Origin of the sequence: Marmoricola sp. RAF53 (genome assembly GCF_052114005.1) — a bacterium.
Taxonomy (GTDB): domain Bacteria; phylum Actinomycetota; class Actinomycetes; order Propionibacteriales; family Nocardioidaceae; genus Marmoricola.
On the sequence record NZ_JBFRDX010000007.1, the window covers coordinates 68,498 to 93,046 of the forward strand.

Sequence of the window (24,549 nt, forward strand, 5' to 3'; positions counted from 1 at the left end):
ACGCGAGAGGCCCGCACCGTCACCGGTGCGGGCCTCTCGTCTGTGGCAGGTGAAGGATTCGAACCTTCGAAGGCATAAGCCGACGGATTTACAGTCCGCTCCCATTGGCCGCTCGGGCAACCTGCCTGTGCTGCTCGTCCCGATAAGGTTGGGCAGCGCAGACGAGGATAACGCACCCTCGCCAGCAGTCGAAATCCGCATCAGGAGGAAACACGGTCATGGCCGACTCATCGTTCGACATCGTGAGCAAGATCGACCGCCAGGAAGTCGACAACGCCCTTTCCCAGGCCGCGAAGGAGCTCGCCCAGCGCTACGACTTCAAGGGCACCGGCGCCGAGATCAAGTGGTCCGGCGAGACGATCGAGATCTCTGCGAGCGCCGAGGACCGCGCCAGCGCCGTCCTCGAGGTCTTCAAGGAGAAGCTGATCAAGCGGCAGCAGTCGCTGAAGATCCTGGACGCCTCGGAGCCGCGCCAGTCGGGCCGCGAGTCCAAGATCACCGTCGCCCTCAAGGAAGGCATCTCCTCGGAGGACGCCAAGAAGGTCGGCAAGCTGATCCGCGACGAGGGCCCCAAGGGCGTCAAGGTGCAGATCCAGGGCGACGAGCTCCGGGTCTCCTCCAAGAGCCGCGACGACCTCCAGGCGGTGCAGGCCCTGGTCAAGGGCGAGGACCTCGACTTCGCGGTGCAGTTCGTCAACTACCGCTGAGGGCGGTTGTTCTCCACAACCCGGCGCTGACGAACTGTCTCCGGCGCCCGGATGTGCTTTCATGGTTCGACCGGAGTCGTCCGGAACCTGCCGCGGATCGCCAGCGGTGCTGCCACCGCCCTCCTTCAGTGGATCGGCCCGCGGAGGTTCCGGACGGCTCCGCTATTTCGTGCAGTGGTCGCAGGGGAACCATTCCTCATCGGTCAGGACGTCGCTGCTCGGCATGCTCATGATGCCGAGCGGGATCGCGCACGTGCCCGAGCTGTGGATCTTGTCCCAGATGCTCAACAGATAGCTCGGCTCGACATAGCCGAACGGTGGACCGGGCCAGACTGCCGCCTTGAGAAATCCCCCGAACAGATCAGCGGCCTGGCTCTCGACGTACTCGTCCGCGGACACCCAGTGCATCGAACCGACCAACTTGTCGGGCACCTTCGGATCAAGTGCGGCCTGCGCCTTGATGTAAGCCTCGGTCGTGCCGTGCCGGTGGTGCTTCACGTGCCCGAACCGGATCCGTACGTCAGTGGCACCGAGCCGCCGCGACGCCCACACGATCGACTTGAAGGTCTTGAACGCGACGTAGTTGTAGAAGCGCTCGTTGTGGTCTCGGTAGGAGCCTTCGCGCAGCGCGGACTTCTTCGCGTACACGTAGCAGACGTGAATTCCGTCGACCGAGCCGAGCACGTCGGCTGCGCGTCGGCGCCGGTCGTGCGACTTCGCATACTGCTTCCACGAGAGCACCTTGTCCTCCGGGACAGCCAGATCCGTGCGCAGCCTCGAGACCGCCTCTCGCAGGGCCGGCGCGGCGTGCTCGGGCATGATGACCGCCGCCATCCCGAAGACGGGGCTCGAGTTCGGAGCGGTCCCGCGATCGCCTGTCTCGTCGACGAATGCGAAGAATCTGGACATCCGGGAAACCTACTGATCTGTGGAGGCCACCCGCCAGCGGGGACGGCGCGGACCGGCGCAATTTTTCGAGATCGGCAGCCCCCGTACCGCGGTCACCAGCGCCGTGACGCCGACTGGTGGTGTGGGCTCCCTTACGTATGGACAGGGTCTGATCGAAGCCCTCAGCGCCAGCCGAGTGCCGGGGCCACGTGGGTGAGCACGCTCTCCACCACGTGGGCGTTGTAGGCGACGCCGAGCTGGTTCGGCACGGTGAGCAGCAGCGTGTCCGCGGCGGCGATCGCCTCGTCCTCGGCGAGCTGCTCCACCAGGGCGTCCGGCTCGGCGGCGTAGCTGCGCCCGAAGCGGGCGATGCTGCCGTCGATGTGCCCGACCTGGTCGGCCTCCTGGCCGCCCTGACCGAAGTAGGCGCGGTCCTCGTCGGTGACCAGCGGGAAGATGCTGCGGCTGACGGAGACCCGCGGCTCGCGGGCGTGGCCGGCCTCCTTCCAGGCGTCGCGGAACATCTGGATCTGCTCGGCCTGGAGCTGGTGGAACGGCACCCCGGTGTCCTCGGTGAGCAGCGTGGAGCTCATCAGGTTCATCCCCTGGCTCGCCGTCCACTCGGCGGTGGCGCGGCTCCCCGCACCCCACCAGATCCGGTCGCGGAGCCCCTCGGAGTGCGGCTCCAGCCGCAGCAGGCCGGGCGGGTTCGCGAACATCGGCCGCGGGTTCGGCTGGGCGAAGCCCTCGCCCTCGAGCATCGTCAGGAAGACCTCGGTGTGCGCCCGGGCCATGTCGGCGTCGGTGGTGCCCTCGGCCGGCGCGTAGCCGAAGTAGCGGAACCCGTCGATCACCTGCTCCGGTGACCCCCGGCTGATCCCGAGCTGGAGCCTGCCACCGGAGATCAGGTCGGCGGCCCCCGCGTCCTCGGCCATGTAGAGCGGGTTCTCGTAGCGCATGTCGATGACGCCGGTGCCGATCTCGATCCGGCTGGTCCGGGCGCCGATCGCCGCGAGCAGGGGGAACGGCGAGGCCAGCTGGCGGGCGAAGTGGTGCACCCGGAAGTACGCCCCATCACCGCCCAGCTCCTCGACGGCCTCGGCGAGCTCGACGGACTGGATCAGCGCGTCGGAGGCCGAGCGCACCTGCGAGTGCGGCGACGGCGTCCAGTGACCGAAGGACAGGAACCCGATCTTCTTCACGTCCGGGCAACGTCCGGGGCGCGGTCAGCCATTCCCGAGCCCCCGCGCGCGCACTAGCCTGCGGCGGGTGAGCGACAGCAACCCCCGCGCCTCCGTCGAGATCGACGCCCCGCTGGACGACGTCTGGGCCGTGATGATGGACGTCGAGGCGTACGGCGAGTGGAACGACTTCTGCTTCCGGGCGGAGTGCCCGTCTCCGCCGAAGCCGGGCGACCCGATCACCCTGCACGTGCGGTGGGCGAACGGCCGTACGACGACGTCGCCGGAGCGGATCAGCATCGTCGAGCCGCCGTACGACGACGCCGGCACCCGTCGCGCCACCCTCGCCTACGTGTACGAGGGCCTGCCGGCGAAGCTCGGCCTGGTCAGGGGCCGCCGGATGCAGCGACTCAGCCAGGTCCCCGGCGGGCCGTGCGTCTACGACACCGTCGAGGAGTTCTCCGGCCCGCTGGTGAAGCTGGCCGGGCCTGGACGGGTGGCCGAGGGGTTCGGGCGGCACGCGGCCGGCCTCAAGGCGCGGGCCGAAGCCCGCGCCCGAGACTGACGGCGGGTCCGGGTCAGCCGACGACGGTCATGCTCGGCACGGTGCTCCCGTTGCCGTGCGTCGGGACCAGCCAAACGTCGATGCCGTCGCGCAGGCCGAGGCTGCGCTGGGTCGCCCGGGTGACGGTCACCTGGACCTCCTCGTGGGCGGCGTCGAGCAGCTCGACGGTCAGCCGCACCTCGAAGCCAACCCGGAGCTCGCGGACGATCCGCGCGGGGATCGAGCCGGCCACGCCGGGGTGGGTGAAGACCTCGATGTCGTGCGGCCGGTGCAGCGCGCCGTCGAGCATCGTGGTGGGGCCGAGGAAGCTCATCACGAAGTCGTTGGCCGGCTTGTCGTAGAGCTCGTCGGGTCCGCCGACCTGCTCGATCCGGCCCTCGTTGATGACGACGATCTCGTCGGCGACCTCGAGCGCCTCCTCCTGGTCGTGGGTGACGAAGACGGTGGTCACGTGCACCTCGTCGTGCAGCCGGCGCAGCCACTCGCGCAGCTCCTTGCGGACCTTCGCGTCCAGCGCCCCGAACGGCTCGTCGAGGAGCAGCACGGTCGGCTCGACCGCCAGCGCACGCGCCAGCGCCATCCGCTGCCGCTGGCCGCCGGAGAGCTGCGAGGGCAGCCGGTGCCCGAACTGGGAGAGGTGCACGAGCTCCAGCAGCTCGTCGACCCGCTGCTTGATCTCGTCCTTGGGACGCTTGCGGATCTCCAGGCCGAAGGCGACGTTCTTCGCCACGCTCATGTGCTTGAAGGCGGCGTAGTGCTGGAAGACGAAGCCCACGTTGCGCTTCTGCGGCGGCAGGTGGGTCGCCTCGTTTCCCTCGATGACGACCTCGCCGGTGTCGGCGGTCTCCAGCCCGGCGATGATCCGGAGCAGCGTGGACTTGCCGCCGCCGGACGGGCCGAGCAGCGCGGTCAGCTGCCCGGTGGGCAGGTCGACGGAGACGTTCTCGAGGGCGACGAAGTCGCCGTAGGTCTTGGTGATGTTCGAGACGCGGATACTCATGATTCGTCCTCCTCGGGACGCAGGATCGAGACGACGATCAGGCAGGCCATGGCGGCGAGCGCCAGCACCGCGGCGATCGCGTACGCCGACTGCTGCTCGAAGCCCTGGTACTTGGACTCGACCAGCAAGGTCGCGGTCTGGGTCTTGTCGCTGATGTTGCCGGAGACGATCTTCACGGCGCCGAACTCACCCAGCGACCGGGCCAGGCTGAGCACGAGGCCGTAGACGATCGCCCACTTGATGCCGGGGATGGTGATCCGCCAGAAGGTCTGCGGGCCGCTGGCGCCGAGGCTCCGGGCCGCCCACTCCTGGTCGTCGCCGATCTCGGTGAGCACCGGCACGACCTCGCGGATCATCAGCGGCAGCGCGACGAACACGGTCGCCATCACGATGCCGGGGGTGCTGAAGATGATCTGCAGCCCGGCGTTCTCCAGCTGCGGGCCCAGCCAGCCGTCCCGGCCGTTGTAGACCAGGAGCAGCGCGAAGCCGACCACGACCGGCGAGACCGACAGCGGGACGTCGAGCAGCGCCGAGAGCAGTCGCTTGCCCCAGAAGTCGTAGCGCACCAGCAGCAGCGCCATGGTCACGCCGAACACCAGGTTGATCAGCACCGCGATCACGGTGACCTTGAGGGTCAGCTGGAAGGCGTTCACGACGCTGGGGTCGGTGAGCGCGTCGAAGAACGCCCCGATGCCGTCGGCGAACGCCTGCCGGAAGACCAGCGCGGTCGGGATCGCCACCAGGGCGAGGACGTAGCTGATGGTGACGGTCCGGAGGACGATCCGGACCCACAGCGGCTCGCGGAGCCGGTCGGTCTCACTCACCACGCCGTGCCTACTCACGACCTGCCACCCTCCGCTGCAGGACGTCCAGCCCGACGATCACGACCAGCGCGATCACCAGCAGGAGCGCCGCGACCGAAGCCGCCGCCGCCGGATTGCCGTTCTCCAGGGACGACAGCATCCGCACGGACGCGACCTCGGTCCGGTTGGGGAGGTTGCCGGACAGCAGTACCAGCGAGCCGTACTCGCCGATGGCGCGGGCGAAGGAGAGCGCGGCGCCCGCGGTGATGGCGGGCACCAGCGCCGGCAGGATCACCCGGCGGAAGGTGGTCAGCCGCGAGGCACCGAGCGACGCGGCGGCCTCCTCGACGTCCCGCTCGAGCGCCTCCAGCACCGGCTGCGTCGTCCGGACGACGAACGGCAGCGTCACGAAGGCGAGCGCCATGAAGACGGCCGTCCGGGTGTTGGCGACGTTGACGTCGATCGGCGACCGCGGGCCGTAGAGCGCCAGCAGCACGAGGCCGGTGACGATCGTGGGGAGCGCGAACGGTACGTCGATGACGACGTCGAGCGCGCTCCTGCCCCAGAACCGGTCGCGGACCAGGACCCAGGCGAGCGCGGTGCCCATGAAGACGTTCAGGACGGTGACCAGGACGGCCGTGCCGATGGTGAGCCGCAGCGCGGAAGCGGTCTGGGGACTGGTGATGGTCTCCCAGAACGCGTCCCAGCCGCCGTCGGCGGCGGTGATGAGCACGGCGGACAGCGGGATCAGCACCAGCAGGCTGAACCAGGTCAGCGAGATTCCGAGGGCGAGGGCCGAACCGGGCCCGAGTGACCGTGTACCCCGGGTGCGGCGCTTGCGCGCCACACCCGGGGTGCGGGTTACCGGTTCGACCTCGTACGAGGTCGCGGTCACTGCTTGCCCGTCTCCGCCTGGATCTTGGTGACGATGCCGTCCTTCTCGTCGAAGAACTTGGGCGCCGCCGCGGCCCAGCCACCGAAGGTGTCGGTGATCGTGTAGAGCGTCTTCGGGGCCGGGTAGGGGTCCGACGGGTCGTTCGCGCCCGGCGTCTCGAAGCTGCCCACGTCGACCAGCGGGCGGAAGCCCTGCTTGGCGTAGTCGAGCTGGCCGTCCTTGCCGATCAGGAATTCGAGCCACTTCGCGGCGGCCGGGGTCGAGTCGACCGTGACGGCGGCCGGGTTCTCGATCAGCAGGGTGTCGTCGGGGACGATGTAGTCGAAGTCGGCGCCCTTGGCACGGGCCAGGATCGCCTCGTTCTCGTAGGAGAGCAGGACGTCGCCGACGCCGCTCTCGAAGGCGGTGGTCGCCTCGCGGCCGCTGCCGGGAAGGGCGGCGGTGTTCTTGAAGAACTTGGTCAGGTAGGCCTTGCCGTCCGCGTCGGTGCCGCCGTTGGCCGTGGCGTGCGCCCAGCCGGCGAGGATGTTCCAGCGCGCGGAGCCGGAGGAGCCCGGGTTCGGGGTGACGATCTTGACGCCCGGCTTCACCAGGTCGTCCCAGGTCTTGATGTTCTTCGGGTTGCCCTTGCGGACCACGAAGACCACGACCGACTGGCTGGCGATGCCCTTGGTCGGGCCGGTGTTCCAGTCCTTGGCGACGAGGCCCTCGTCGACCAGGCGGGTCACGTCGGTCTCGAGCGAGAAGTGCACGAAGTCGGCGGGAGCGCCGGCCACGACGGCGCGGCTCTGGTCACCCGAGGCGCCGTAGGAGGTGGAGAAGGTGACGTCCTTGCCGGCGTCGGTCTTCTGGAAGTCGGCGAAGGTCGTCTTGTTGACCTGCTCGAGGATCGAGAAGCCGACGACGTTGACCTTGTCGCCGCTCGCGGCGTCCGAGCTGGAGCCGCAGCCGGTCAGGGCCATGGCCGCAGCGGCCACGGTCGCACCTAGTGCCACCCAACGCTTTCGAGTACCCAGCTTGCTCATGACCCAGCTCCTTGTTGCCTTGATGATTGTGCGCCAGTCGGCGTTAGTCAGGTAATTTACTACACTTAACCAGCCGCGTGGCAAATGAATCGCCACGTGAGCCGCGTCACTCGCGCTCGCCCGGGTACTGAGATGTTCTACCCGCGCCCGTTTTGCGGACTATCGTGGAAGGAGGCTTCGGCATACCTAGAACGCGTTCTAGTTTGCGCGTACGATGGGCGTCCGAAGCATCGTTGTCCGTACCGCGGCCCCCGGGCTGAGGTGGAGGAAGAGAAGGCGTTTTTCGTGGCCAAGCAGGTCCAACAGCTCGACCGGGTCATCATCCGTTTCGCCGGCGACTCCGGCGACGGCATGCAGCTCACCGGTGACCGGTTCACCCAGGAGTCCGCCGCGTTCGGCAACGACCTGGCGACGTTCCCGAACTTCCCCGCCGAGATCCGCGCGCCCCAGGGCACGCTCCCGGGCGTGTCGTCGTTCCAGGTGCACTTCGCCGACCACGACATCCTCACCGCGGGCGACGCCCCGGACGTGCTCGTGGCGATGAACCCGGCCGCGCTCAAGGCCAACCTGCACGACATGAAGCCGGGCACGGCGATCATCGTCGACTCCCACGACTTCTCGAACCGGAACCTGCAGAAGGCCGGCTACGAGGGCAACCCGCTCGAGGAGCAGGGGGCGGGCTCGCTCGCCGAGGACTACAACCTCTCGGTCCTCGACCTCACCGGCATGACCGTGGAGGCCGTCAAGGAGTTCGGGCTGTCCCGCAAGGACGCGGCCCGCGCGAAGAACATGTTCGCGCTCGGGATGCTGTCCTGGATGTACGGCCGGCCCACCGAGACCACGATCGACTTCCTCACCGCCCGGTTCGCCAAGGCCCCGGACATCCGGGACGCCAACATCACCGCGTTCAAGGCCGGCTGGAACTTCGGCGAGACCACCGAGGCGTTCGTCGTCCAGTACGAGATCAAGCCCGCCAAGATGGAGCCGGGCACCTACCGGAACATCAACGGCAACCTGGCGCTCGCCTACGGCCTCGTCGCCGCCGGCGTGCAGTCCGGCCTTCCGGTCTTCCTGGGCACCTACCCGATCACCCCGGCCACCGACATCCTGCACGAGCTGAGCAAGCACAAGCGGTTCGGCATCACCACCTTCCAGGCCGAGGACGAGATCGCCGGCATCGGCGCCGCGCTCGGCGCCTCCTTCGCCGGTTCGCTGGGCATCACCACCACCTCCGGCCCGGGCATCGCGCTGAAGTCCGAGACCATCGGCCTGGCCGTGATGACCGAGCTCCCGCTGGTGATCATCGACGTCCAGCGCGGCGGCCCCTCGACCGGCCTCCCGACCAAGACCGAGCAGGCCGACCTGCTGCAGGCGATGTTCGGCCGCAACGGCGAGTCCCCGGTCCCGATCGTGGCGCCGCAGTCCCCCGGCGACTGCTTCGCCGCGGCGCTGGAGGCCACCCGGATCGCGATCACCTACCGCACCCCCGTGATGCTGCTCTCCGACGGCTACCTGGCCAACGGCTCCGAGCCGTGGTCGATCCCGGACGCGGCCGCGCTCCCCAAGATCGACCCGAACTTCGCCACCGAGCTCAACAAGACCGTCGTGAAGAACAAGGGGAAGGACACCGAGTCCTCCTCCGAGGAGTACTGGCCCTACCTGCGCGACGACGAGACCCTCGCGCGTCCGTGGGCCGTCCCCGGCACGGCGGGCCTGGAGCACCGGATCGGCGGCCTGGAGAAGGGCGACGGTCACGGGAACATCTCCTACGACCCGGCCAACCACGACTACATGGTCCGGATCCGCCAGGCCAAGGTCGACCGGATCGCCGACTCGCTGCCGCCGCTCGAGGTCGACGACCCTTCGGGCAACGCGAAGGTGCTGGTGCTGGGCTGGGGCTCGACGTACGGCCCGATCGGCGCCGCGGTCCGCCGCGTCCGCAAGGCCGGCCAGGACGTCGCCCAGGTCCACCTGCGCCACCTCAACCCGTTCCCGAAGGACCTCGGCGAGATCCTCAAGCGGTACGACGCCGTGATGATCCCCGAGATGAACCTCGGCCAGCTCTCGCTGCTGATCCGCGCCAAGTACCTGGTCGACGTCGTCGGCTACAACCAGGTCAACGGCATGCCGCTGAAGGCCGCCGAGCTCGCCGAGGCGATCGGCGACCTGATCACCACCACGACCGGTGACGTGCACGCCCACGAAGCCGGCACCGCGAGCAAGGAGAGCGTCAAGTGACGACGCAAGAGCTGCCCTTCCCGGGCCTGGCCGGCGTTCCGACCAAGGACGAGCCGCAGAACCGCAAGGAGTACACCGCCGACCAGGAGGTGCGCTGGTGCCCCGGTTGCGGTGACTACGCGATCCTGGCCGCGGTCCAGGGCTTCCTGCCCGACCTCGGTCTGCGCCGCGAGAACATCGTCTTCGTCTCCGGCATCGGCTGCTCCTCGCGGTTCCCGTACTACCTCGACACCTACGGGATGCACTCGATCCACGGCCGCGCGCCGGCGATCGCCACCGGCATCGCGACCGCCCGCGAGGACCTGTCGGTCTGGGTCGTCACCGGCGACGGCGACGCGCTCTCGATCGGCGGCAACCACCTCATCCACGCGATGCGCCGCAACGTGAACATGACGATCCTGCTGTTCAACAACCGGATCTACGGCCTCACCAAGGGCCAGTACTCCCCCACCTCCGAGTCCGGCAAGATCACCAAGTCGACCCCGGTCGGCTCGGTGGACCACCCGTTCAACCCGGTGTCCCTCGCGCTCGGCGCGGAGGCCTCGTTCGTGGCCCGCACCATCGACTCCGACCGCAAGCACCTCACCGCGGTGCTCTCGGCCGCCGCGGCCCACCGCGGCACGTCGCTGGTGGAGATCTACCAGAACTGCCCGATCTTCAACGACGGCGCGTTCGACGCGGTCAAGGACGGCGAGTCCAAGGCCGACGCGATCATCCCGCTCGAGCACGGCCAGCCGATCCGCTTCGGCGCCCCTGTCGAGGGAGCCGAGAACGCCCTGGGTTCCAAGGGCATCGTCCGGGCCGCCTCCGGTGGCGTCGAGGTCGTCGACGTGACCCCGGACAACGAGGCCGACGTGCTCGTCCACGACGCGCACAACCCGGACCCGACGGTCGCGTTCTCGCTCTCCCGGCTCACCGACGCGGGTGTCCTGCACCAGGCTCCGATCGGGATCTTCCGCTCGGTCGAGCGGCCGACGTACGACGACGGCGCGCGCCAGCAGATCGCCACCGCGACCGCCGGCCAGGACGACCCGTCGGCGGCGCTGCAGGGCCTGATCAACGGCAAGGACACCTGGACGGTCCTCTGAGGATCAGCCGGCGGAGCTCTCCGCCTGTTGCTTGAGCGCGGCGAGGCCCTTCTCGAAGTCCTTGCCGACGAGCTTGTCCATGTTCATGAACAGGGCGAACACCTTGCCCAGGCCGGCGTGCCTGCCCTCCATGGTCCAGGTGACCGTGGTGGCGTCACCGGCCGGCTCGAAGGTGAAGCGCACCTGGTTGGTGGCCTTCCACGGCTTGAGGAAGGCGAGGGTGATCGCGATCGCGGCCGGGTCGGACGCGGTGATCTCCATCGATCCCGCACCGGCCTTGCTGTTGCCCTGCCAGGCGTAGTGCGCACCGACCCCGGCGTCCGGCCCGGTGTAGGTGCGCTGCATCGCCGGGTCCAGCCCCTCCCAGGGCGACCACGCGACCCAGCGGTGGAAGTCGTCGACGTGCGCGTGCACCGCCGCGGCGGGTGCGGCGACCGTGGTGGAGCGCGAGACCGTGAAGTTCGACATGGCCCGAGCCTAGGCCCGGCGGGCGGTGCCGGGCCCGCCCGTAGGCTGTCCCGGTGTCGGAATCGGGGCGGGGGCTGCTGTACGGCCTCGCGGCCTACCTGCTCTGGGGGCTGTTCCCGCTCTACTGGCCGCTCCTGGAACCGGCCGGTGCCGTCGAGATCCTGAGCCACCGGATCACCTGGTCGGTGATCACGATGCTGCTGGTCACCATCGTCGTCGGCCGTCGCGCCCAGCTGCGCGCGATCTTCGGCGACCGTCGGGCGCGTCGGCTGCTCACCGTCGGCGCGGTGGTGATCGCGGTCAACTGGGGCACCTACATCTGGGGCGTCAACCACCACAAGGTGGTGGAGACGTCGCTCGGGTACTTCATCAACCCGCTGGTGACCGTCCTCATGGGGGTGCTGATCCTCGGCGAGCGGCTGCGGCCCTGGCAGTGGACCGCGGTCGGGATCGCCGCGACCGCGGTCGTCGGGCTCACGATCGAGTACGGGCGCCCGCCGTGGGTCGCGCTGGTGCTCGCGTTCTCGTTCGGCACCTACGGGCTGACGAAGAAGCAGGCCGGCGTGCAGCCGGTGGAGAGCCTCACCTTCGAGACGCTGGTCCTGGCTCCGCTGGCCGTGGGCTACCTGGTCTGGCTGGGCCTGCGCGGGGAGAGCCACTTCCTCGGCCACGGTCTCGGGCACGGCTTCCTGCTGGTCCTGACCGGCCTGATCACCGCGGTCCCGCTGCTGCTCTTCGGGGCGGCGGCGATCCGGGTCCCGCTGACCGCGCTCGGCCTGCTCCAGTACCTGGCCCCGGTGCTCCAGTTCCTCCTCGGTGTCACCCTCCTCGACGAGGGCATGACGACCATGCGCTGGGTCGGCTTCGGGCTGGTCTGGGTGGCCCTCGTGATCTTCACCGTGGACTCGATCCGGGCCCGCCGTCGCGCAGACACCAGAACCGCTGTTCCATCACGCCAGAACAGCTGAGACCTGGATCACCCGAGACCCCCGTGAGCGGGCGACCTCCGCGGACGTCTCAGTGGTGTCATGCCGATCCAGCCGAGCACCAGCGACCGCGACCTGATCGCGCGGGTCCGCGCGCGCGACGACGCGGCGTACGAGGAGCTGTTCCTGCGGCACCGCGGGGCCGCGCTCCGCCTCGCCCGCCGGCTCACCGACCACGAACGTGCCGAGGACCTCTGCTCCGAGGCGTTCGCGCGGATCCTGGCGCTCCTGCGCCGCGGCCAGGGGCCCGAGCTCTCCTTCCGCGCCTACCTGCTCACCACGGTCCGCACCCTGCACCTGAACGCGCTCCGCAACGCCCGGCACGAGCGCACCCTGCCCGACAGCGACCTCGTCCTGCTGAGCACGCCGGTCTCCGAGGGCAGCGAGGCCCGGTTCGACGCCCAGGCGATCGCCCGAGCCTTCCAGCGGCTCCCCGAGCGCTGGCGGCAGGCGCTGTGGCTCACCGCCGTCGAGGGCCTCTCCCACGAGGACGTCGGCCGCGAGCTCGGCATCGACCCCAACGCGGTCTCCTCCCTGACCTTCCGGGCCCGGGCCGGCCTGCGGCAGGCCTACCTGGCCGAGCACCTGCGCAGCACCGGCGTGGTCGCCTGCGCCCGGATCGTGGCCCTGCTGCCCGGCCACCTGTCGCGCAGCCTGACGCCGCGCCGCCGGGCGCTCGTGACCGCACACCTCCGGCGCTGCGCCCGGTGCGCGGGAGCGGCCGGGGAGCTCGCCGACGTCGACCGCCGGCTCGGCGCCTGAGCGCCGTCCTGGAGGACGCGGCTCAGGCCGGGGACAACCAGCCCATCCCGGGCAGGTTGCGGGCGACGAAGTAGACCCCGAGCACGGCCAGCAGCGCCCAGCCCCACCAGGACGGCAGGGCCAGCGGCTCAGGCTTCCCGGTGAAGGCGCGCCGCGCCCAGCGCCACCACGCCCAGAGGATCAGCGGCAGCGCCACCACGAACAGCGGGTTGCGGTCCAGCGCCCCGAGCACGTCGAGGCGGGTCAGGTCGTGTGCGGCCCGCAGCCCGCCGCAGAACGGGCAGTACAGGCCGGTGATCGCGAGCAGCGGACAAGTCGGGTAGTGCCCGCCCTCGTTCGGGTCGAGCACGGCGACCAGCGCCGTCCCGACGAGCGCGATCCCGGTCGCCGCGAGCACGTCCCCGCGCGTCGACGCCGGCGGTCGCGTACCGGTCTCGGCCACTGCCCTCGCGCCTCAGCTCGACCGGTCGGCCACCACGTCGGCGAAGGCCTCCAGGGCCGTCCGGACGGGTCCCTCGGGGAGCACGGTCAGCAACGCCTTGGCCTCGGCCGCCTCCCGGACCACGTAAGCACGCGCCTGCGCCATCGCCGGGTGCGCACGCAGCAGGCCGAGCGCCTCCGCGTGCAGCGCGTCGTCGGTCAGCGCCTGGGAGAGGAGCTCGACCAGGCGGGCGTCCGCCGGGTCGGCCGACCGCAGCGCGTAGAGGGTCGGCAGCGTCGGCACGCCCTCGCGCAGGTCGGTCCCCGGCGTCTTGCCGGACTCCTCGGACTCCGAGGCGATGTCGAGGATGTCGTCGGAGAGCTGGAAGGCGACGCCGACCTTCTCGCCGTACGCCGTGAGCGCGGTGACGACCTCCTCCGGCGCGCCGCCGAACAGGGCGCCGTACCGGGCCGAGGTCGCGATCAGCGAGCCGGTCTTGCCGGCGACCACGCGGAGGTAGTGCTCCAGCGGGTCGTCCTCGGCGCCCGGGCCGAGGGTCTCCAGGATCTGGCCCTCCACCAACCGGGAGAACGTCTGCGCCTGGATCCGGACCGCCTCCGGCCCGAGGTCGGCGGTGAGCTCGGAGGACTTCGCGAACAGGAAGTCGCCGGTGAGGATGGCGACCAGGTTGTCCCAGCGGGCGTTCGCCGAGGCGGCACCGCGGCGCAGCGCGGCCTCGTCCATCACGTCGTCGTGGTACAGCGAGGCCAGGTGGGTCAGCTCCACCACGCAGGCGGCGGTGAGGACCTGGTCCGGTCGGGCAGCGCCCCCCTGACCTGCCTCGGACGCCAGGAAGCAGAGCAGCGGGCGGAACCGCTTGCCCCCGGCCTCCATCAGGTGCCGGGCCGCCTTCGTGACGAAGGGAGCCTCGCTCTCCACGTGCCCGAACAGGGCTTCCTCGGCCTCGACCATCCGAGCGAGCAGTCGCTGCTCGAGGTCGACGTCCAGGATCGGCAGGGCCAGCGGCGAGCTCATCTGATGAATTCTGCTACACGGCCGAGCGCGTCGAGCAGCGGCCCCGGCACGAGGCCCAGCACGAGCGTCGCTGCGACCCCGACGGCGATCACCGAGCTGGTCATGATGCTGGGCACCGTGACGCTCGGCCCCTCCCCGACCGGGTCGGCGAAGAACATCACGACGATGATCCGGACGTAGAAGTACGCGGCCACCGCGGACATCAGCACCGCGACGATCACGACCGGCCAGGCGCCCGCCGAGAGCGCCGAGGCGAAGACGGCCCACTTGCCGGTGAAGCCGCTGGTCAGCGGGATGCCGGCCATGCCGAGCAGCAGGAAGGCGAACAGGCCGGCCACGAGCGGGGAGTCCTTGCCGAGCCCGGCCCAGCGGGAGAGCGCGGTGACCTCGCCGCCGGAGTCGCGGACCAGCGTCACCAGCGCGAAGGCGGCGATCGTGGTCAGGCCGTAGGTGGTGACGTAGAAGAGCACCGCCTGGATCGGGTTGATGTCGCCGGCGTGGATCTCGGTCAGCGACCGGGCGCCGAGGAAGCCGGTGAGCAGGAAGCCCGCGTGCGCGATCGACGAGTACGCCAGGATCCGCTTCACGTCGGTCTGGCTCAGCGCCAGCACCGAGCCGACGATCATCGTCAGGATCGCCACGATCCAGAACATCGGCTGCCAGTCCCAGCGTGCCCCGCCGAAGGCGACGTAGAAGAGCCGCAGCAGGGCACCGAACGCGGCCACCTTGGTCGCCGCCGCCATGAAGCCGGTGACCGGGGTCGGGGCGCCCTGGTAGACGTCCGGGGTCCAGGCGTGGAACGGCGCGGCGCCGACCTTGAACAGCAGACCGACGGCCAGCATGCCCATGCCGCCGAGCAGGAGGGCCTGCTCGCCGCTGCCGCTCGCGACCGCGTTCGCGATCTTGTCGAAGGACATCGAGCCGGCGTACCCGTAGACCAGCGCGATGCCGTAGACGAAGAAGCCGGAGCTGAAGGCGCCGAGCATGAAGTACTTCATCGCGGCCTCCTGGCTCAGCAGGCGGCGGCGGCGCGCCAGACCGCAGAGCAGGTACAGCGGCAGCGAGAGCACCTCGAGCGCCACGAACAGCGTGAGCAGGTCGTTGGCGGCCGGGAAGATCAGCATGCCCGCGAGCGCGAACATCAGCAGCGGGAAGACCTCGGTGTGCTCCAGGCCGCGGGCCGACGCCTGCCGCTCGGCCTCGGTGCCCGGGAGCGCCGCGGCCTGGCCGGCGAACGCGGTGACGCCGCCCTCGAGACGACGCTCGGCGAAGAGCAGGATGCCGAGCAGCCCCAGGCCGAGCACGAGCAGCCAGCAGTACAGCGCGGGGCCGTCGATCGCGAGCGCGCCCTCGGCGGCGATGAAACCGGGCTTCGGGTTCGCCGACCGCGGGTCGATCCGGCCGAGCACCACGATGGCGGCGGCCAGCGCGGCGGCGGTGCCGACCAGCGCCAGCAGCACCTGGACCAGGTAGCGCCTGGCGCGCGGGACGGCGGCCTCGACGAGGACGCCGACGACGGCGACGCCGAGCACGATCAGGATCGGTGCGATCAGGTCGTACTCGATGTGCGGAGCGGTGAACTTCACTCGTGGGCCCCTTCCGGAGTCGTCGCCTCGGTCACCGTGGGCGCCGGGTCGTGCTCACCGAGCTGCGACATGGTGTGGTCGACCGACGGGTTGATCACCGACAGCAGCGGCTTCGGGTAGAAGCCGAGGAGGACGACCAGCAGCAGGACCGGTGCCAGCGCCGCGATCTCGCGGGTGCCGAGGTCCTTCATGCCGCGGACCGCCTCGACGGGCGGGCCGGTCATGGTGCGCTGGTACAGGTACAGGATGTAGATCGCCGCCAGGACGATGGCGCTGACCGCGAACGCGGCCGCGACCTCGCTGTAGGAGAAGGTCCCGACGATCACCAGGAACTCCGAGATGAACGGCGACAGGCCGGGCAGTGAGAGCGAGGCCAGGCCGGAGATCAGGAAGAACCCGGCGAGCACCGGCGCCACCTTCTCGACACCGCCGAAGTCGTCGACCATGGCCGAGCCGCGCCGGGTGATCAGGAAGCCGGTGACCAGGAACAGCGCAGCGGTCGCGAGCCCGTGGTTGAACATGTAGAGGTTCGCGCCCGACAGACCCTGGCTGTTCATCACGAAGATGCCCAGCACGATGAACCCGAAGTGCGACACCGAGGTGTAGGCGATCACCCGCGGGATGTTCTTCGAGCCGATCGCCATCAGCGCTCCGTAGACCACGCTGATCACGGCCAGCACGACCACCGCCGGCGTGGCCCACTTCGAGGCCTCCGGGAAGAGCTCGAGGCAGAACCGGATCATCCCGAAGGTGCCGATCTTGTCGAGGACGCTGACCAGCATCACCGAGGTGCCCGGCGTCGCGTTCGCGGTGGTGTCCGGCAGCCAGGTGTGCACCGGGAACATCGGTGCCTTGATCGCGAAGGCGACGAAGAAGCCGAGGAACAGCCAGCGGCCGACGTCGGTGCCGAAGTCGATCTTGGCGAGCTCCGAGACCAGGTACGTCGGACCGCCCGCGGTCTTGGCGGACTCGACGTACAGGCCGATCACCGCGGCCAGCATGATCAGACCGCCGGCCAGCGAGTAGAGCAGGAACTTCACCGCGGCCCGGGCGCGGTCGGCGCCGCCGTACCCGCCGACCAGGAAGTAGACCGGGATCAGGGTGGCCTCGAAGAAGACGTAGAAGAGGAACACGTCGGTGGCCGCGAAGACCCCGATGGCCAGGCCCTGCAGGCCGAGCATCCAGGCGAAGAAGGCGTTGGTCGACCAGCGACCGTGGTCACCGTCGTTCCAGGACGCCAGCAGCACGACCGGCGTGAGGATCACGGTGAGCATCACCAGGGTCAGGCCGACCCCGTCGACACCGACCGCGTAGAACGCCCCGAACGAGGCGATCCACTCGTGGGTCTCGGTGAACTGCATCCCGCCGTCGGGCTCGTACTGGAGGGCCATCGCGATACCGAGGGCGAGGGTCACCAGCGAGACGCCGAGCGCGACCTGCTTGGCCAGGACCGGGGACGTCCTGGGCAGCAGCAGCACCCCGAGGGCGCCTGCCACCGGCAGCAGGATCATCACGGTCAACCACGGGAAACTCATCGGGCCACCTGCTTGGTCGGGGCGGTCATGTCACGGAGGTTCGGGCTCATCCGAAGTTCACCGCCAGCAGGGCCAGCAGCACCAAGGTCGCGCCGAAGAGGAGCGCCAGCGCGTAGGAGCGGACGAAGCCGTTCTGGAGGTGCCGGAAGCGTGCGGACATCGCCGCGAACGCGGCTGCGAGGCCCTCGACGAAGAACCCGTCGACGACCTTCTTGTCGAAGGTCCCCAGCGCGCCGATGCCGGCGACACCCGGCTTCACGACCACTTCCTCGTTGAAGGCGTCGCCGTACAGCTCGGCGCGGGCGGCCCGGGTGACGAAGGAGACCTTCGCCGGGGCGACCCGCGGCACCGGCCGGCGGGCGATCAGCTGCACCGCGACCGCGGCACCGATCAGGACGACCACGAGGATGATCGTGCTCATCGCGATCGGCGAGACGTTCAGGTGCTCCTCGGGGTGGTGGCCGACGACCGGCGCCAGCCAGTCGACGATCCAGTCGTTGAGGAGCAGGATGCCGCCGATCGCGGAGAGCGCGGCGAGCACGATGAGCGGAACGGTCATCACCTTCGGCGACTCGTGCGGGTGCGCGTCCTTCTCCCAGCGCTCCCCCCGCCCGTCGACCTCGGGACCGTAGTAGGTCATCACCATCAGCCGGGTCATGTAGAACGCGGTCACCCCGGCGCCGACCAGTCCGCAGAAGCCGGCCAGGAAGTTGACGGAGAACGCGGACTCGATGATCGAGTCCTTCGACCAGAACCCGGAGAACGGCGGGATGCCGAGGATCGCGAGGTAGCCGACCGCGAAGGTCACGAAGGTCACCGGCATCGCCTTGCGGAGCGCGCCGTAGTGCCGCATGTTCACGTCGTCGTTCATGCCGTGCATCACCGAGCCGGCGCCGAGGAACATGTTGGCCTTGAAGAAACCGTGGGTGAGCAGGTGCAGGATCGCGAACGCGTACCCGACCGGGCCGAGGCCGGCGGCGAGGATCATGTAGCCGATCTGGCTCATCGTCGAACCGGCGAGGACCTTCTTGATGTCGTCCTTCGCGCAACCGATGACAGCACCCATGAGGAGCGTGATGCAGCCGATGACGACGACCGCGGTGCGGGCGTCCTCGGTGAGGCTGAAGATGAAGCTCGAGCGGACGATCAGGTAGACGCCGGCGGTCACCATGGTCGCCGCGTGGATCAGGGCGGAGACCGGGGTCGGGCCCTCCATCGCGTCCAGGAGCCAGGTCTGCAGCGGGAACTGCGCCGACTTGCCGCAGGCGGCGAGCAGGAGCAGCAGGCCGATCGCGGTGAGCGTGCCGCTGGGGGCCCGGTCGGCGGCCGCCGAGACGGCGGCGAAGGACGTGGCCCCGAAGGTGACGAAGATCAGCGCCGAGCCCAGCGAGAGGCCGATGTCGCCGACGCGGTTGATCACGAACGCCTTCTTGGCGGCCGCGGCGGCGGACGGCTTGAACTGCCAGAACCCGATCAGCAGGTACGACGCCAGGCCGACGCCCTCCCAGCCCAGGAACACGCCGACGTAGTCGGCCGCCAGGACCAGGACCAGCATCGCCGCGACGAACAGGTTCAGGTAGCCGAAGAACCGGCGCCGGCGCTCGTCGTGCGCCATGTAGCCGATCGAGTAGACGTGGATCAGCCCGCCGACGCCCGTGATGAGGAGCAGGAAGAGCGAGGAGAGCTGGTCGTACAGCAGGTCCATGTTCACCGTGTACTGACCGGCGGTGAACCAGGTCCACAGGTGCTGGGTGTACTGCCGCTCGCTCTCGTCGTGGCCGATCAGCGCGATGAAGAGCACCAGGCTGACCACGAAGGACGCGAGCACCGTCGCGGTGCCGAGCAGGTGGCCCCACTTGTCGGTGCGGCGGCCGCCGAGGAGCAGCACGATCGCGCCGAGCGCGGGCAGCGCGATCACCACCCAGAGCAGGTTGAAGACCCCCTCCGCGGGGGTCGAGTGCACCACCGGAGCGGCGTGCAGCAGGACGTCGTTTACGGGCGCCATGGCGATGTTCGTCATCCCCTCAGTACTTCAGCAGGCTCGCGTCGTCGACCGAGGCCGAGCGTCGGGTACGGAAGATCGTCATGATGATCGCCAGTCCGACGACCACCTCGGCCGCCGCCACCACCATCACGAAGAACGCGGCGATCTGGCCCTCGAGGTTGCCGTTCGCGCGGGAGAAGGTGACCAGCGCGAGGTTGCTCGCGTTGAGCATCAGCTCCACGCACATGAACACGACGAGCGCGTTGCGGCGGGTCAGCACCCCGACGCTCCCGATCGTGAACAGGATCGCGGACAGGACGATGAACGGAGTGACCGCCATGTCAGTCGTTCCCTTCGATCATGTTCTCGACGTCGGTCGAGATCTCCGGGACGGACTTGACCGTGCCGCGGGCGGCGAGCACCCGCGAGATCGAGGCCTCGGCGGCGGTGCCGTCGGGCAGGAGGGCCGGGGTGTCGACCGCGTTGTGGCGGGCGAAGACGCCCGGTGGCGGCAGCGGACCCAGGTGCAGGCCGCTGTCGGCGTAGTCGCGGAGCCGCTGGGCGGCGAGGTCGGCCTGCGAGGGCTTCGGGGTGAGCCGCTCGCGGTGCGCCAGCACCATCGCGCCGAGCGCGGCGGTGATCAGCAGCGCCGAGGTCACCTCGAAGGCGAACACGTACTTGGTGAACAGGATCTGGGCGACGGCCGGGATGTTCCCGTCCTTGTTCGCCGAGTCGAGCCCGATCGCCGTGCCGAAGGAGACCTGCGCGATGCCGAGCACCAGGGTCAGGCCGAAGGCCAGCCCGACCAGGATCGAGAACAGCCGCTGCCCGCGGATCGTCTCCACCACGGAGTCCGAGGCGTCGACGCCGACGAGCATGACGACGAACAGGAACAGCATCAGGATCGCGCCGGTGTAGACGATGATCTGCACCGCGAACAGGAACGGCGCGTCCTGGACGAGGTAGAGGACCGACAGCGACAGCATCACCACGGCGAGCAGCAGGGCCGCGTGCACGGCCTTGCGGACGACCAGCATGCCGAGCGCGGCGGCCACCATGATCGGGGCGAGGATCCAGAAAGCGACCACGGTCAGGCCTCCTCGGTCGTCTCGGCCGGCTTGTGCAGGTTGCCGCGGTAGTAGTCGCCCTCGTCGTTGCCGAGGCGCATCGGGTGCGGCGGCTGCTCCATGCCCGGCAGCAGCGGGGCGAGCAGGTCGGACTTCTCGTAGATCAGGCTCTCCCGCGAGGTGTCCGCGAGCTCGTACTCGTTGGTCATCGTGAGCGCGCGCGTCGGGCAGGCCTCGATGCAGAGCCCGCACAGGATGCAGCGCAGGTAGTTGATCTGGTACACGCGGCCGTAGCGCTCACCGGGGCTGTACCGCTCGTCCTCGGTGTTGCTGTCGCCCTCGACGTAGATCGCGTCCGCCGGGCAGGCCCACGCGCACAGCTCGCAGCCGACGCACTTCTCCAGGCCGTCCGGCCAGCGGTTGAGTTGGTGCCGGCCGTGGAACCGGGGCGCCGTCGGCATCTTCTCGAACGGGTACTGCTCGGTGACGACCTTGCGGAACATCGTCCGGAAGGTGACGCCGAACCCGGCTACCGGGTCCCAGAACTGCTCCTTGAGCGATGCCATCAGCTTCCTTCCCCGCTCGTGGTGACCGCGGTGCTCGTGTTCCAGGTCGTCGCCGCCGACATCGGCGGGACCGGGTAGCCGCCGGCGAACGCGTCGAACTCCTCCTCGGCCCCGGGCTCCTCGACCTCGTCGGTCTTCTCGCCGACGAAGAAGAGCAGCAGGGCGAGGCCGGCCAGCACGCCGATGGCGGCGTACAGGTAGCCGCGGTCGAAACCGCCGTTGAGGTTGATCGTGCGGATGACGGCGACGGCGATGGTCCAGATGATCGAGATCGGGATCAGCCGCTTCCAGCCGAAGTGCATGAACTGGTCGTAGCGCAGTCGCGGGAGCGAGCCGCGCAGCCAGATGAAGATGAAGATGAAGAACAGGACCTTGCCCATGAACCAGACGAAGGGCCAGTAGCCGCTGTTCGCGCCCGCCCAGAACTCGTCGATCCAGAACGGCGCCGCCCAGCCGCCGAGGAACAGCGTCGTCGCCAGCGCCGAGACCGTCGCCATGTTGATGTACTCGGCGAGGAAGAACAGCGCGAACTTCAGCGACGAGTACTCGGTGTGGAAGCCGCCGACGAGCTCGCCCTCGGCCTCGGGGAGGTCGAACGGCGCCCGGTTGGTCTCGCCGACCATCGAGATCACGTAGATCACGAACGACGGCGCCAGGATCAGGCCGAACCAGAACTTGTCCTGCGCGGCGACGATCTCGGAGGTCGACATCGAGCCGGCGTACAGGAAGACCGCGACGAGGGCGAGGCCCATCGAGACCTCGTAGGAGATCATCTGGGCACTCGAGCGCAGGCCGCCGAGCAGCGAGTACGTCGACCCCGAGGACCAGCCGCCGAGGACGATGCCGTAGATGCCGACCGAGGCGATCGCCATCACGAAGAGCACCGCGACGGGCATGTCGGTGAGCTGCAGCGGGGTCTCCACGCCGAACATGTCGACGACCGGGCCGAACGGGATCACCGAGAAGGTGAGGAACGCGGGGATGACCGCGATCACCGGCGCGAGGAAGTAGACCCACTTGTCGGCCGCCTTGGGGAGGATGTCCTCCTTCAGGGCGAGCTTCACGCCGTCGGCGAGGCTCTGCAGCAGGCCGAACGGGCCGTTCACGTTGGGGCCGATGCGGTGCTGCATCCGGGCCACCACGCGACGCTCCCACCAGATGTTGAACAGGGTGAGCAGCACCAGGATCAGGAAGATCGCGACGGCCTTGATGATGACGATCCAGACCGGGTCGTGCCCGAACGCCGACAGCGTGTCGGAGGTGTCGAGGGGGATCACTTGCTGCCTCCTTCGGTGCCGGCCTTCGCCAGCGTCACCGGCGAGCCGGCCGGTCCGACCAGGTGCCGCACGGAGGCTCCGGGAGCGCTGGCGGGGGCCCAGACGACCCCGTCGGCCAGGTCCGCGACGCCGACCGGGAGCCGGGTGCTGCCGAGCGGGCCGGTGAGGACGACCTCGTCACCCGCGGCCGCGCCGAGGCCCGCGAGGGTCTCCTCGCCGACCAGGACGACGGGACGCCGGGCGGTCGCGCGGAGGAACCCGTCGCCGTCCTGCATCCGGCCGTCGTCGAGGAGCTGCTTCCAGGAGGAGAGCACGAGTCCGCCGCTCACCGCTGGTCGAGGAGCTTGCGCAGCAAGCGTCTCCGAACCGTCCATGGTCGGCCGCTCGCCCTCCCAGGGACCGACCTGCGCCATCTCCGCCGCGGCCTGCTCGGGGGTGCGGATGCCGATCGGGCGGCCGCGCTCCTCGGCGATGCCGGCGAGCACGCGCACGTCGGGCAGCGAGAGCGGGTTGTCGAGCACCTTGCCGAAGGACCGGACCCGGCCCTCCCAGTTCACGAACGACCCGGCCTTGTCGGTCACCGGGGCGACCGGCAGGACCACGTCGGCGAGCTCGGTGAACGCCGAGGAGCGGACCTCCAGGGAGACGACGAACGCCTTCGCCAGCGCCTTGCGGAGCTTCTTCGGCAGCCGGCCCTCGGCGGTGACGTCCGCCGGGTCGACGCCGCCGACCACGAGCGCGCGCAGGTCGCCGTCGACGAGCGCCTCCAGGATGCCGGCGCCGTCGAGGCCCTCGGCGTCCGGGACGTCCTCGACGCCCCACGCCGCGGCGAGGTCGACGCGGGCACCGGCGTCGGCGACCGGCCGGCCCCCGGGAAGCAGGTTGGGCAGGCAGCCGGTCTCGAGCGCGCCGCGGTCACCGGCACGGCGCGGCACCCAGGCCAGCCGGGCGCCGGTGGTCTCGGCCAGCCGGAGCGCCGCGGTGAGGGCACCCGGCACGGTCGCGAGCCGCTCGCCGACGAGCACGATGCCGCCGGCGTCGAGCGCGACGTCCCCGTTCTCGGCCACCGCGGCGAGCGCGGCGGCCTCGGTGCCCGGGACGGTCGGCAGCAGGGTGCCGCCCATCTTCCGCAGACCGCGGGTGCTGTGCGAGGCGAGCGAGAAGACCCGGGCCCTGCCGGCCCGGTGGGCCTTGCGCAGGCGCAGGAAGATCGCGCCCGCCTCGTCCTCCGGGTCGAGCCCGGCCAGGACGACGGTGCGGGCCGACTCCAGGTCGGCGTACGTGACTCCCCCGTGACCGGGACCGGTGAGCACGACCGACGAGGCCAGGAACGCGGCCTCCTCAGCCGAGTGCGCGCGGGCCCGGAAGTCGATGTTGTTGGTCCGCACGGTCACCCGGGCGAACTTGCTCCAGGCGTAGGCGTCCTCGGCGGTCAGGCGGCCGCCGGGGAGCAGGCCGACCTTGCGCTTCGCGGCAGCCAGCCCGCGGGCGGCGACGGCGAACGCCTCCGGCCACGAGGCGACGCGCAGCTCGCCGGTCCCTCCGTCTTCCTTGCGGTCCCGCACCAGCGGGTGGGTCAGCCGGTCGTCCTCACGCGGGGCGAGGAACGCGAACCGGTCCTTGTCGGTGATCCACTCCTCGTTGACCTCCGGGTCGTTGCCGGCGAGGCGACGCATCACCTTGCCGCGACGGTGGTCGACGCGGATCGCGGAGCCGCAGGCGTCGTGCTCGGCGACCGACGGGGTCGAGACCAGGTCGAACGGCCGCGAGCGGAACCGGTACGCCGCCGAGGTGAGCGCGCCGACCGGGCAGATCTGGATGGTGTTGCCGGAGAAGTAGGAGAGGAACTCCGCGCCCTCGGCGATGCCGATCTGCTGCTGCGCGCCACGCTCGACCAGGGCGATGAACGGGTCCCCGGCGATCTCGTCGGCGAACCGGGTGCAGCGCTGGCAGACGATGCAGCGCTCGCGGTCCAGCAGCACCTGCGGGGACAGGTTGATCGGCTTCGGGAAGACCCGCTTGGTCTCCTCGAAGCGGGACTCGCCGCGGCCGTTGCTCATCGCCTGGTTCTGCAGCGGGCACTCGCCGCCCTTGTCGCAGACCGGGCAGTCGAGCGGGTGGTTGATGAGCAGGAACTCCATCACGCCCTGCTGCGCCTTGTCGGCCACCGGGCTGGTCGCCTGGGTGTTCACGACCATGCCCTCGGCCACCGGCAGGGTGCAGGAGGCCTGCGGCTTCGGGAAGCCGCGGCCGTTGCCGGCGTCGGGGACGTCGACCAGGCACTGCCGGCAGGCGCCGACGGGGGCGAGCAGGGGATGGTCGCAGAACCGCGGGACCTGGACGCCGATCTCCTCGGCGGCCCGGATCACCAGGGTGTCCTTCGGGACGCTGACCTCGATCCCGTCGATGGTCAGGGTCACCAGGTCGGACTTGACGACCTCACCGGACGACGCGGTCATGCGTTCGCTCCTT

General features: G+C 69.9%; 23 protein-coding genes and 1 tRNA gene. 6 read left to right on the top strand and 18 right to left on the bottom strand.

The features are described 5' to 3' along the window. Positions 1-43: 43 nt before the first annotated feature. A tRNA-Tyr gene (locus AB4Y76_RS08060) sits at positions 44-126 on the bottom strand. Between the two features lie 92 nt (positions 127-218). Here AB4Y76_RS08060 and AB4Y76_RS08065 point away from each other — a divergent pair. Continuing rightward, a complete protein-coding gene (locus AB4Y76_RS08065; RefSeq protein WP_441923960.1) occupies positions 219-707 on the top strand; it encodes a YajQ family cyclic di-GMP-binding protein in 489 nt (162 codons plus the stop codon). A 162-nt stretch (positions 708-869) separates the two neighbouring features. Here AB4Y76_RS08065 and AB4Y76_RS08070 read toward each other — a convergent pair whose 3' ends face one another. Next, positions 870-1,616, bottom strand: coding sequence for a DUF3800 domain-containing protein (locus AB4Y76_RS08070; RefSeq protein ID WP_441923962.1), 747 nt, complete (start codon positions 1,614-1,616; stop codon positions 870-872). Positions 1,617-1,777: 161 nt separating this feature from the next. Continuing rightward, positions 1,778-2,797 (bottom strand): LLM class flavin-dependent oxidoreductase, encoded by a 1,020-nt coding sequence (locus AB4Y76_RS08075; RefSeq protein ID WP_441923964.1) that lies wholly within the window; start codon positions 2,795-2,797, stop codon positions 1,778-1,780. A 67-nt stretch (positions 2,798-2,864) separates the two neighbouring features. On the opposite strand from AB4Y76_RS08075, the gene AB4Y76_RS08080 reads away from it, so the two are divergent. Beyond that, positions 2,865-3,341, top strand: coding sequence for an SRPBCC domain-containing protein (locus AB4Y76_RS08080; RefSeq protein ID WP_441923966.1), 477 nt, complete (start codon positions 2,865-2,867; stop codon positions 3,339-3,341). Positions 3,342-3,354: 13 nt separating this feature from the next. On the opposite strand, the gene AB4Y76_RS08085 is transcribed toward AB4Y76_RS08080, so the two are convergent. The 4 genes from AB4Y76_RS08085 to AB4Y76_RS08100 are packed head-to-tail and all read right to left on the bottom strand — an operon-like array spanning position 3,355 to position 7,016. Continuing rightward, complete coding sequence (locus tag AB4Y76_RS08085) at positions 3,355-4,341, bottom strand: sulfate/molybdate ABC transporter ATP-binding protein (protein ID WP_441923968.1); 987 nt, start codon at positions 4,339-4,341, stop codon at positions 3,355-3,357. Continuing rightward, positions 4,338-5,165, bottom strand: a complete 828-nt coding sequence (locus tag AB4Y76_RS08090) for a sulfate ABC transporter permease (protein WP_441923970.1) — start codon at positions 5,163-5,165, stop codon at positions 4,338-4,340. Before AB4Y76_RS08090 ends, AB4Y76_RS08085 begins: the two co-directional genes overlap by 4 nt. A gap of 10 nt (positions 5,166-5,175) precedes the next feature. Then, positions 5,176-6,039: a sulfate ABC transporter permease subunit CysT gene (gene cysT / locus AB4Y76_RS08095; RefSeq protein WP_441923972.1), complete on the bottom strand. Its 864-nt coding sequence runs from the start codon at positions 6,037-6,039 to the stop codon at positions 5,176-5,178. Further along, the gene (locus tag AB4Y76_RS08100) at positions 6,036-7,016 is read right to left on the bottom strand and encodes a sulfate ABC transporter substrate-binding protein (protein WP_441923974.1); all 981 of its coding nucleotides are present in this window, start codon (positions 7,014-7,016) and stop codon (positions 6,036-6,038) included. Before AB4Y76_RS08100 ends, cysT begins: the two co-directional genes overlap by 4 nt. Before the next feature lie 399 nt (positions 7,017-7,415). Here AB4Y76_RS08100 and AB4Y76_RS08105 point away from each other — a divergent pair, with 399 nt between their 5' ends. Further along, complete coding sequence (locus AB4Y76_RS08105) at positions 7,416-9,302, top strand: 2-oxoacid:acceptor oxidoreductase subunit alpha (protein ID WP_441924380.1); 1,887 nt, start codon at positions 7,416-7,418, stop codon at positions 9,300-9,302. Beyond that, positions 9,299-10,390 carry a 2-oxoacid:ferredoxin oxidoreductase subunit beta gene (locus AB4Y76_RS08110; RefSeq protein ID WP_441923976.1) on the top strand — a complete coding sequence of 364 codons (1,092 nt, stop codon included), beginning with the start codon at positions 9,299-9,301 and terminating at the stop codon, positions 10,388-10,390. Before AB4Y76_RS08105 ends, AB4Y76_RS08110 begins: the two co-directional genes overlap by 4 nt. 3 nt (positions 10,391-10,393) lie before the next feature. Here the strand turns inward: AB4Y76_RS08110 and AB4Y76_RS08115 are convergent, their stop codons facing one another. Continuing rightward, a complete protein-coding gene (locus AB4Y76_RS08115) occupies positions 10,394-10,858 on the bottom strand; it encodes an SRPBCC family protein (RefSeq protein ID WP_441923978.1) in 465 nt (154 codons plus the stop codon). A 53-nt stretch (positions 10,859-10,911) separates the two neighbouring features. On the opposite strand from AB4Y76_RS08115, the gene rarD reads away from it, so the two are divergent. After that, a complete protein-coding gene (rarD, locus tag AB4Y76_RS08120; protein ID WP_441923980.1) occupies positions 10,912-11,826 on the top strand; it encodes an EamA family transporter RarD in 915 nt (304 codons plus the stop codon). A gap of 60 nt (positions 11,827-11,886) precedes the next feature. After that, positions 11,887-12,606, top strand: a complete 720-nt coding sequence (locus AB4Y76_RS08125) for a sigma-70 family RNA polymerase sigma factor (RefSeq protein ID WP_441923982.1) — start codon at positions 11,887-11,889, stop codon at positions 12,604-12,606. A gap of 22 nt (positions 12,607-12,628) precedes the next feature. On the opposite strand, the gene AB4Y76_RS08130 is transcribed toward AB4Y76_RS08125, so the two are convergent. From AB4Y76_RS08130 to AB4Y76_RS08175, 10 genes are read right to left on the bottom strand one after another with little or no spacing between them, the layout of a single operon-like run. Further along, positions 12,629-13,048 carry a DUF2752 domain-containing protein gene (locus tag AB4Y76_RS08130; protein WP_441923984.1) on the bottom strand — a complete coding sequence of 140 codons (420 nt, stop codon included), beginning with the start codon at positions 13,046-13,048 and terminating at the stop codon, positions 12,629-12,631. 12 nt (positions 13,049-13,060) lie between these two features. Then, complete coding sequence (locus AB4Y76_RS08135; RefSeq protein ID WP_441923986.1) at positions 13,061-14,062, bottom strand: polyprenyl synthetase family protein; 1,002 nt, start codon at positions 14,060-14,062, stop codon at positions 13,061-13,063. Continuing rightward, positions 14,059-15,648, bottom strand: coding sequence for an NADH-quinone oxidoreductase subunit NuoN (gene nuoN, locus AB4Y76_RS08140; protein WP_441923988.1), 1,590 nt, complete (start codon positions 15,646-15,648; stop codon positions 14,059-14,061). The genes AB4Y76_RS08135 and nuoN overlap by 4 nt, the downstream gene beginning before the upstream one ends. Continuing rightward, positions 15,645-17,183: an NADH-quinone oxidoreductase subunit M gene (locus AB4Y76_RS08145; protein WP_441923990.1), complete on the bottom strand. Its 1,539-nt coding sequence runs from the start codon at positions 17,181-17,183 to the stop codon at positions 15,645-15,647. The genes nuoN and AB4Y76_RS08145 overlap by 4 nt, the downstream gene beginning before the upstream one ends. Before the next feature lie 46 nt (positions 17,184-17,229). Further along, positions 17,230-19,203, bottom strand: coding sequence for an NADH-quinone oxidoreductase subunit L (nuoL, locus tag AB4Y76_RS08150; RefSeq protein ID WP_441923992.1), 1,974 nt, complete (start codon positions 19,201-19,203; stop codon positions 17,230-17,232). Positions 19,204-19,207: 4 nt separating this feature from the next. Further along, positions 19,208-19,507, bottom strand: a complete 300-nt coding sequence (gene nuoK / locus AB4Y76_RS08155; RefSeq protein WP_441923994.1) for an NADH-quinone oxidoreductase subunit NuoK — start codon at positions 19,505-19,507, stop codon at positions 19,208-19,210. Between the two features lies 1 nt (position 19,508). Continuing rightward, on the bottom strand, positions 19,509-20,255 hold the full coding sequence (locus AB4Y76_RS08160; RefSeq protein ID WP_441923996.1) for an NADH-quinone oxidoreductase subunit J: 747 nt from the start codon (positions 20,253-20,255) through the stop codon (positions 19,509-19,511). Between the two features lie 2 nt (positions 20,256-20,257). Beyond that, positions 20,258-20,800 (bottom strand): NADH-quinone oxidoreductase subunit NuoI, encoded by a 543-nt coding sequence (gene nuoI, locus AB4Y76_RS08165; protein ID WP_441923998.1) that lies wholly within the window; start codon positions 20,798-20,800, stop codon positions 20,258-20,260. After that, positions 20,800-22,077, bottom strand: a complete 1,278-nt coding sequence (nuoH, locus tag AB4Y76_RS08170; RefSeq protein ID WP_441924000.1) for an NADH-quinone oxidoreductase subunit NuoH — start codon at positions 22,075-22,077, stop codon at positions 20,800-20,802. The genes nuoI and nuoH overlap by 1 nt, the downstream gene beginning before the upstream one ends. Then, entirely contained in the window at positions 22,074-24,536 is a 2,463-nt protein-coding gene (locus AB4Y76_RS08175; RefSeq protein ID WP_441924002.1) for an NADH-quinone oxidoreductase subunit G, read from the bottom strand. Before AB4Y76_RS08175 ends, nuoH begins: the two co-directional genes overlap by 4 nt. Between the last annotated feature and the right edge of the window lie 13 nt (positions 24,537-24,549).

What these genes read in the sequence shown, in the direction of transcription:
- nuoL (WP_441923992.1), bottom strand. Translation starts at nt 19,203, where the DNA reads ATGACGAACATCGCCATGGCGCCCGTAAACGACGTCCTGCTGCACGCC.
- AB4Y76_RS08085 (WP_441923968.1), bottom strand. Translation starts at nt 4,341, where the DNA reads ATGAGTATCCGCGTCTCGAACATCACCAAGACCTACGGCGACTTCGTC.
- AB4Y76_RS08175 (WP_441924002.1), bottom strand. Translation starts at nt 24,536, where the DNA reads ATGACCGCGTCGTCCGGTGAGGTCGTCAAGTCCGACCTGGTGACCCTG.
- AB4Y76_RS08125 (WP_441923982.1), top strand. Translation starts at nt 11,887, where the DNA reads ATGCCGATCCAGCCGAGCACCAGCGACCGCGACCTGATCGCGCGGGTC.
- AB4Y76_RS08065 (WP_441923960.1), top strand. Translation starts at nt 219, where the DNA reads ATGGCCGACTCATCGTTCGACATCGTGAGCAAGATCGACCGCCAGGAA.
- AB4Y76_RS08145 (WP_441923990.1), bottom strand. Translation starts at nt 17,183, where the DNA reads ATGAGTTTCCCGTGGTTGACCGTGATGATCCTGCTGCCGGTGGCAGGC.
- AB4Y76_RS08135 (WP_441923986.1), bottom strand. Translation starts at nt 14,062, where the DNA reads ATGAGCTCGCCGCTGGCCCTGCCGATCCTGGACGTCGACCTCGAGCAG.
- AB4Y76_RS08115 (WP_441923978.1), bottom strand. Translation starts at nt 10,858, where the DNA reads ATGTCGAACTTCACGGTCTCGCGCTCCACCACGGTCGCCGCACCCGCC.
- AB4Y76_RS08105 (WP_441924380.1), top strand. Translation starts at nt 7,416, where the DNA reads ATGCAGCTCACCGGTGACCGGTTCACCCAGGAGTCCGCCGCGTTCGGC.
- AB4Y76_RS08070 (WP_441923962.1), bottom strand. Translation starts at nt 1,616, where the DNA reads ATGTCCAGATTCTTCGCATTCGTCGACGAGACAGGCGATCGCGGGACC.
- nuoK (WP_441923994.1), bottom strand. Translation starts at nt 19,507, where the DNA reads ATGGCGGTCACTCCGTTCATCGTCCTGTCCGCGATCCTGTTCACGATC.
- nuoI (WP_441923998.1), bottom strand. Translation starts at nt 20,800, where the DNA reads ATGGCATCGCTCAAGGAGCAGTTCTGGGACCCGGTAGCCGGGTTCGGC.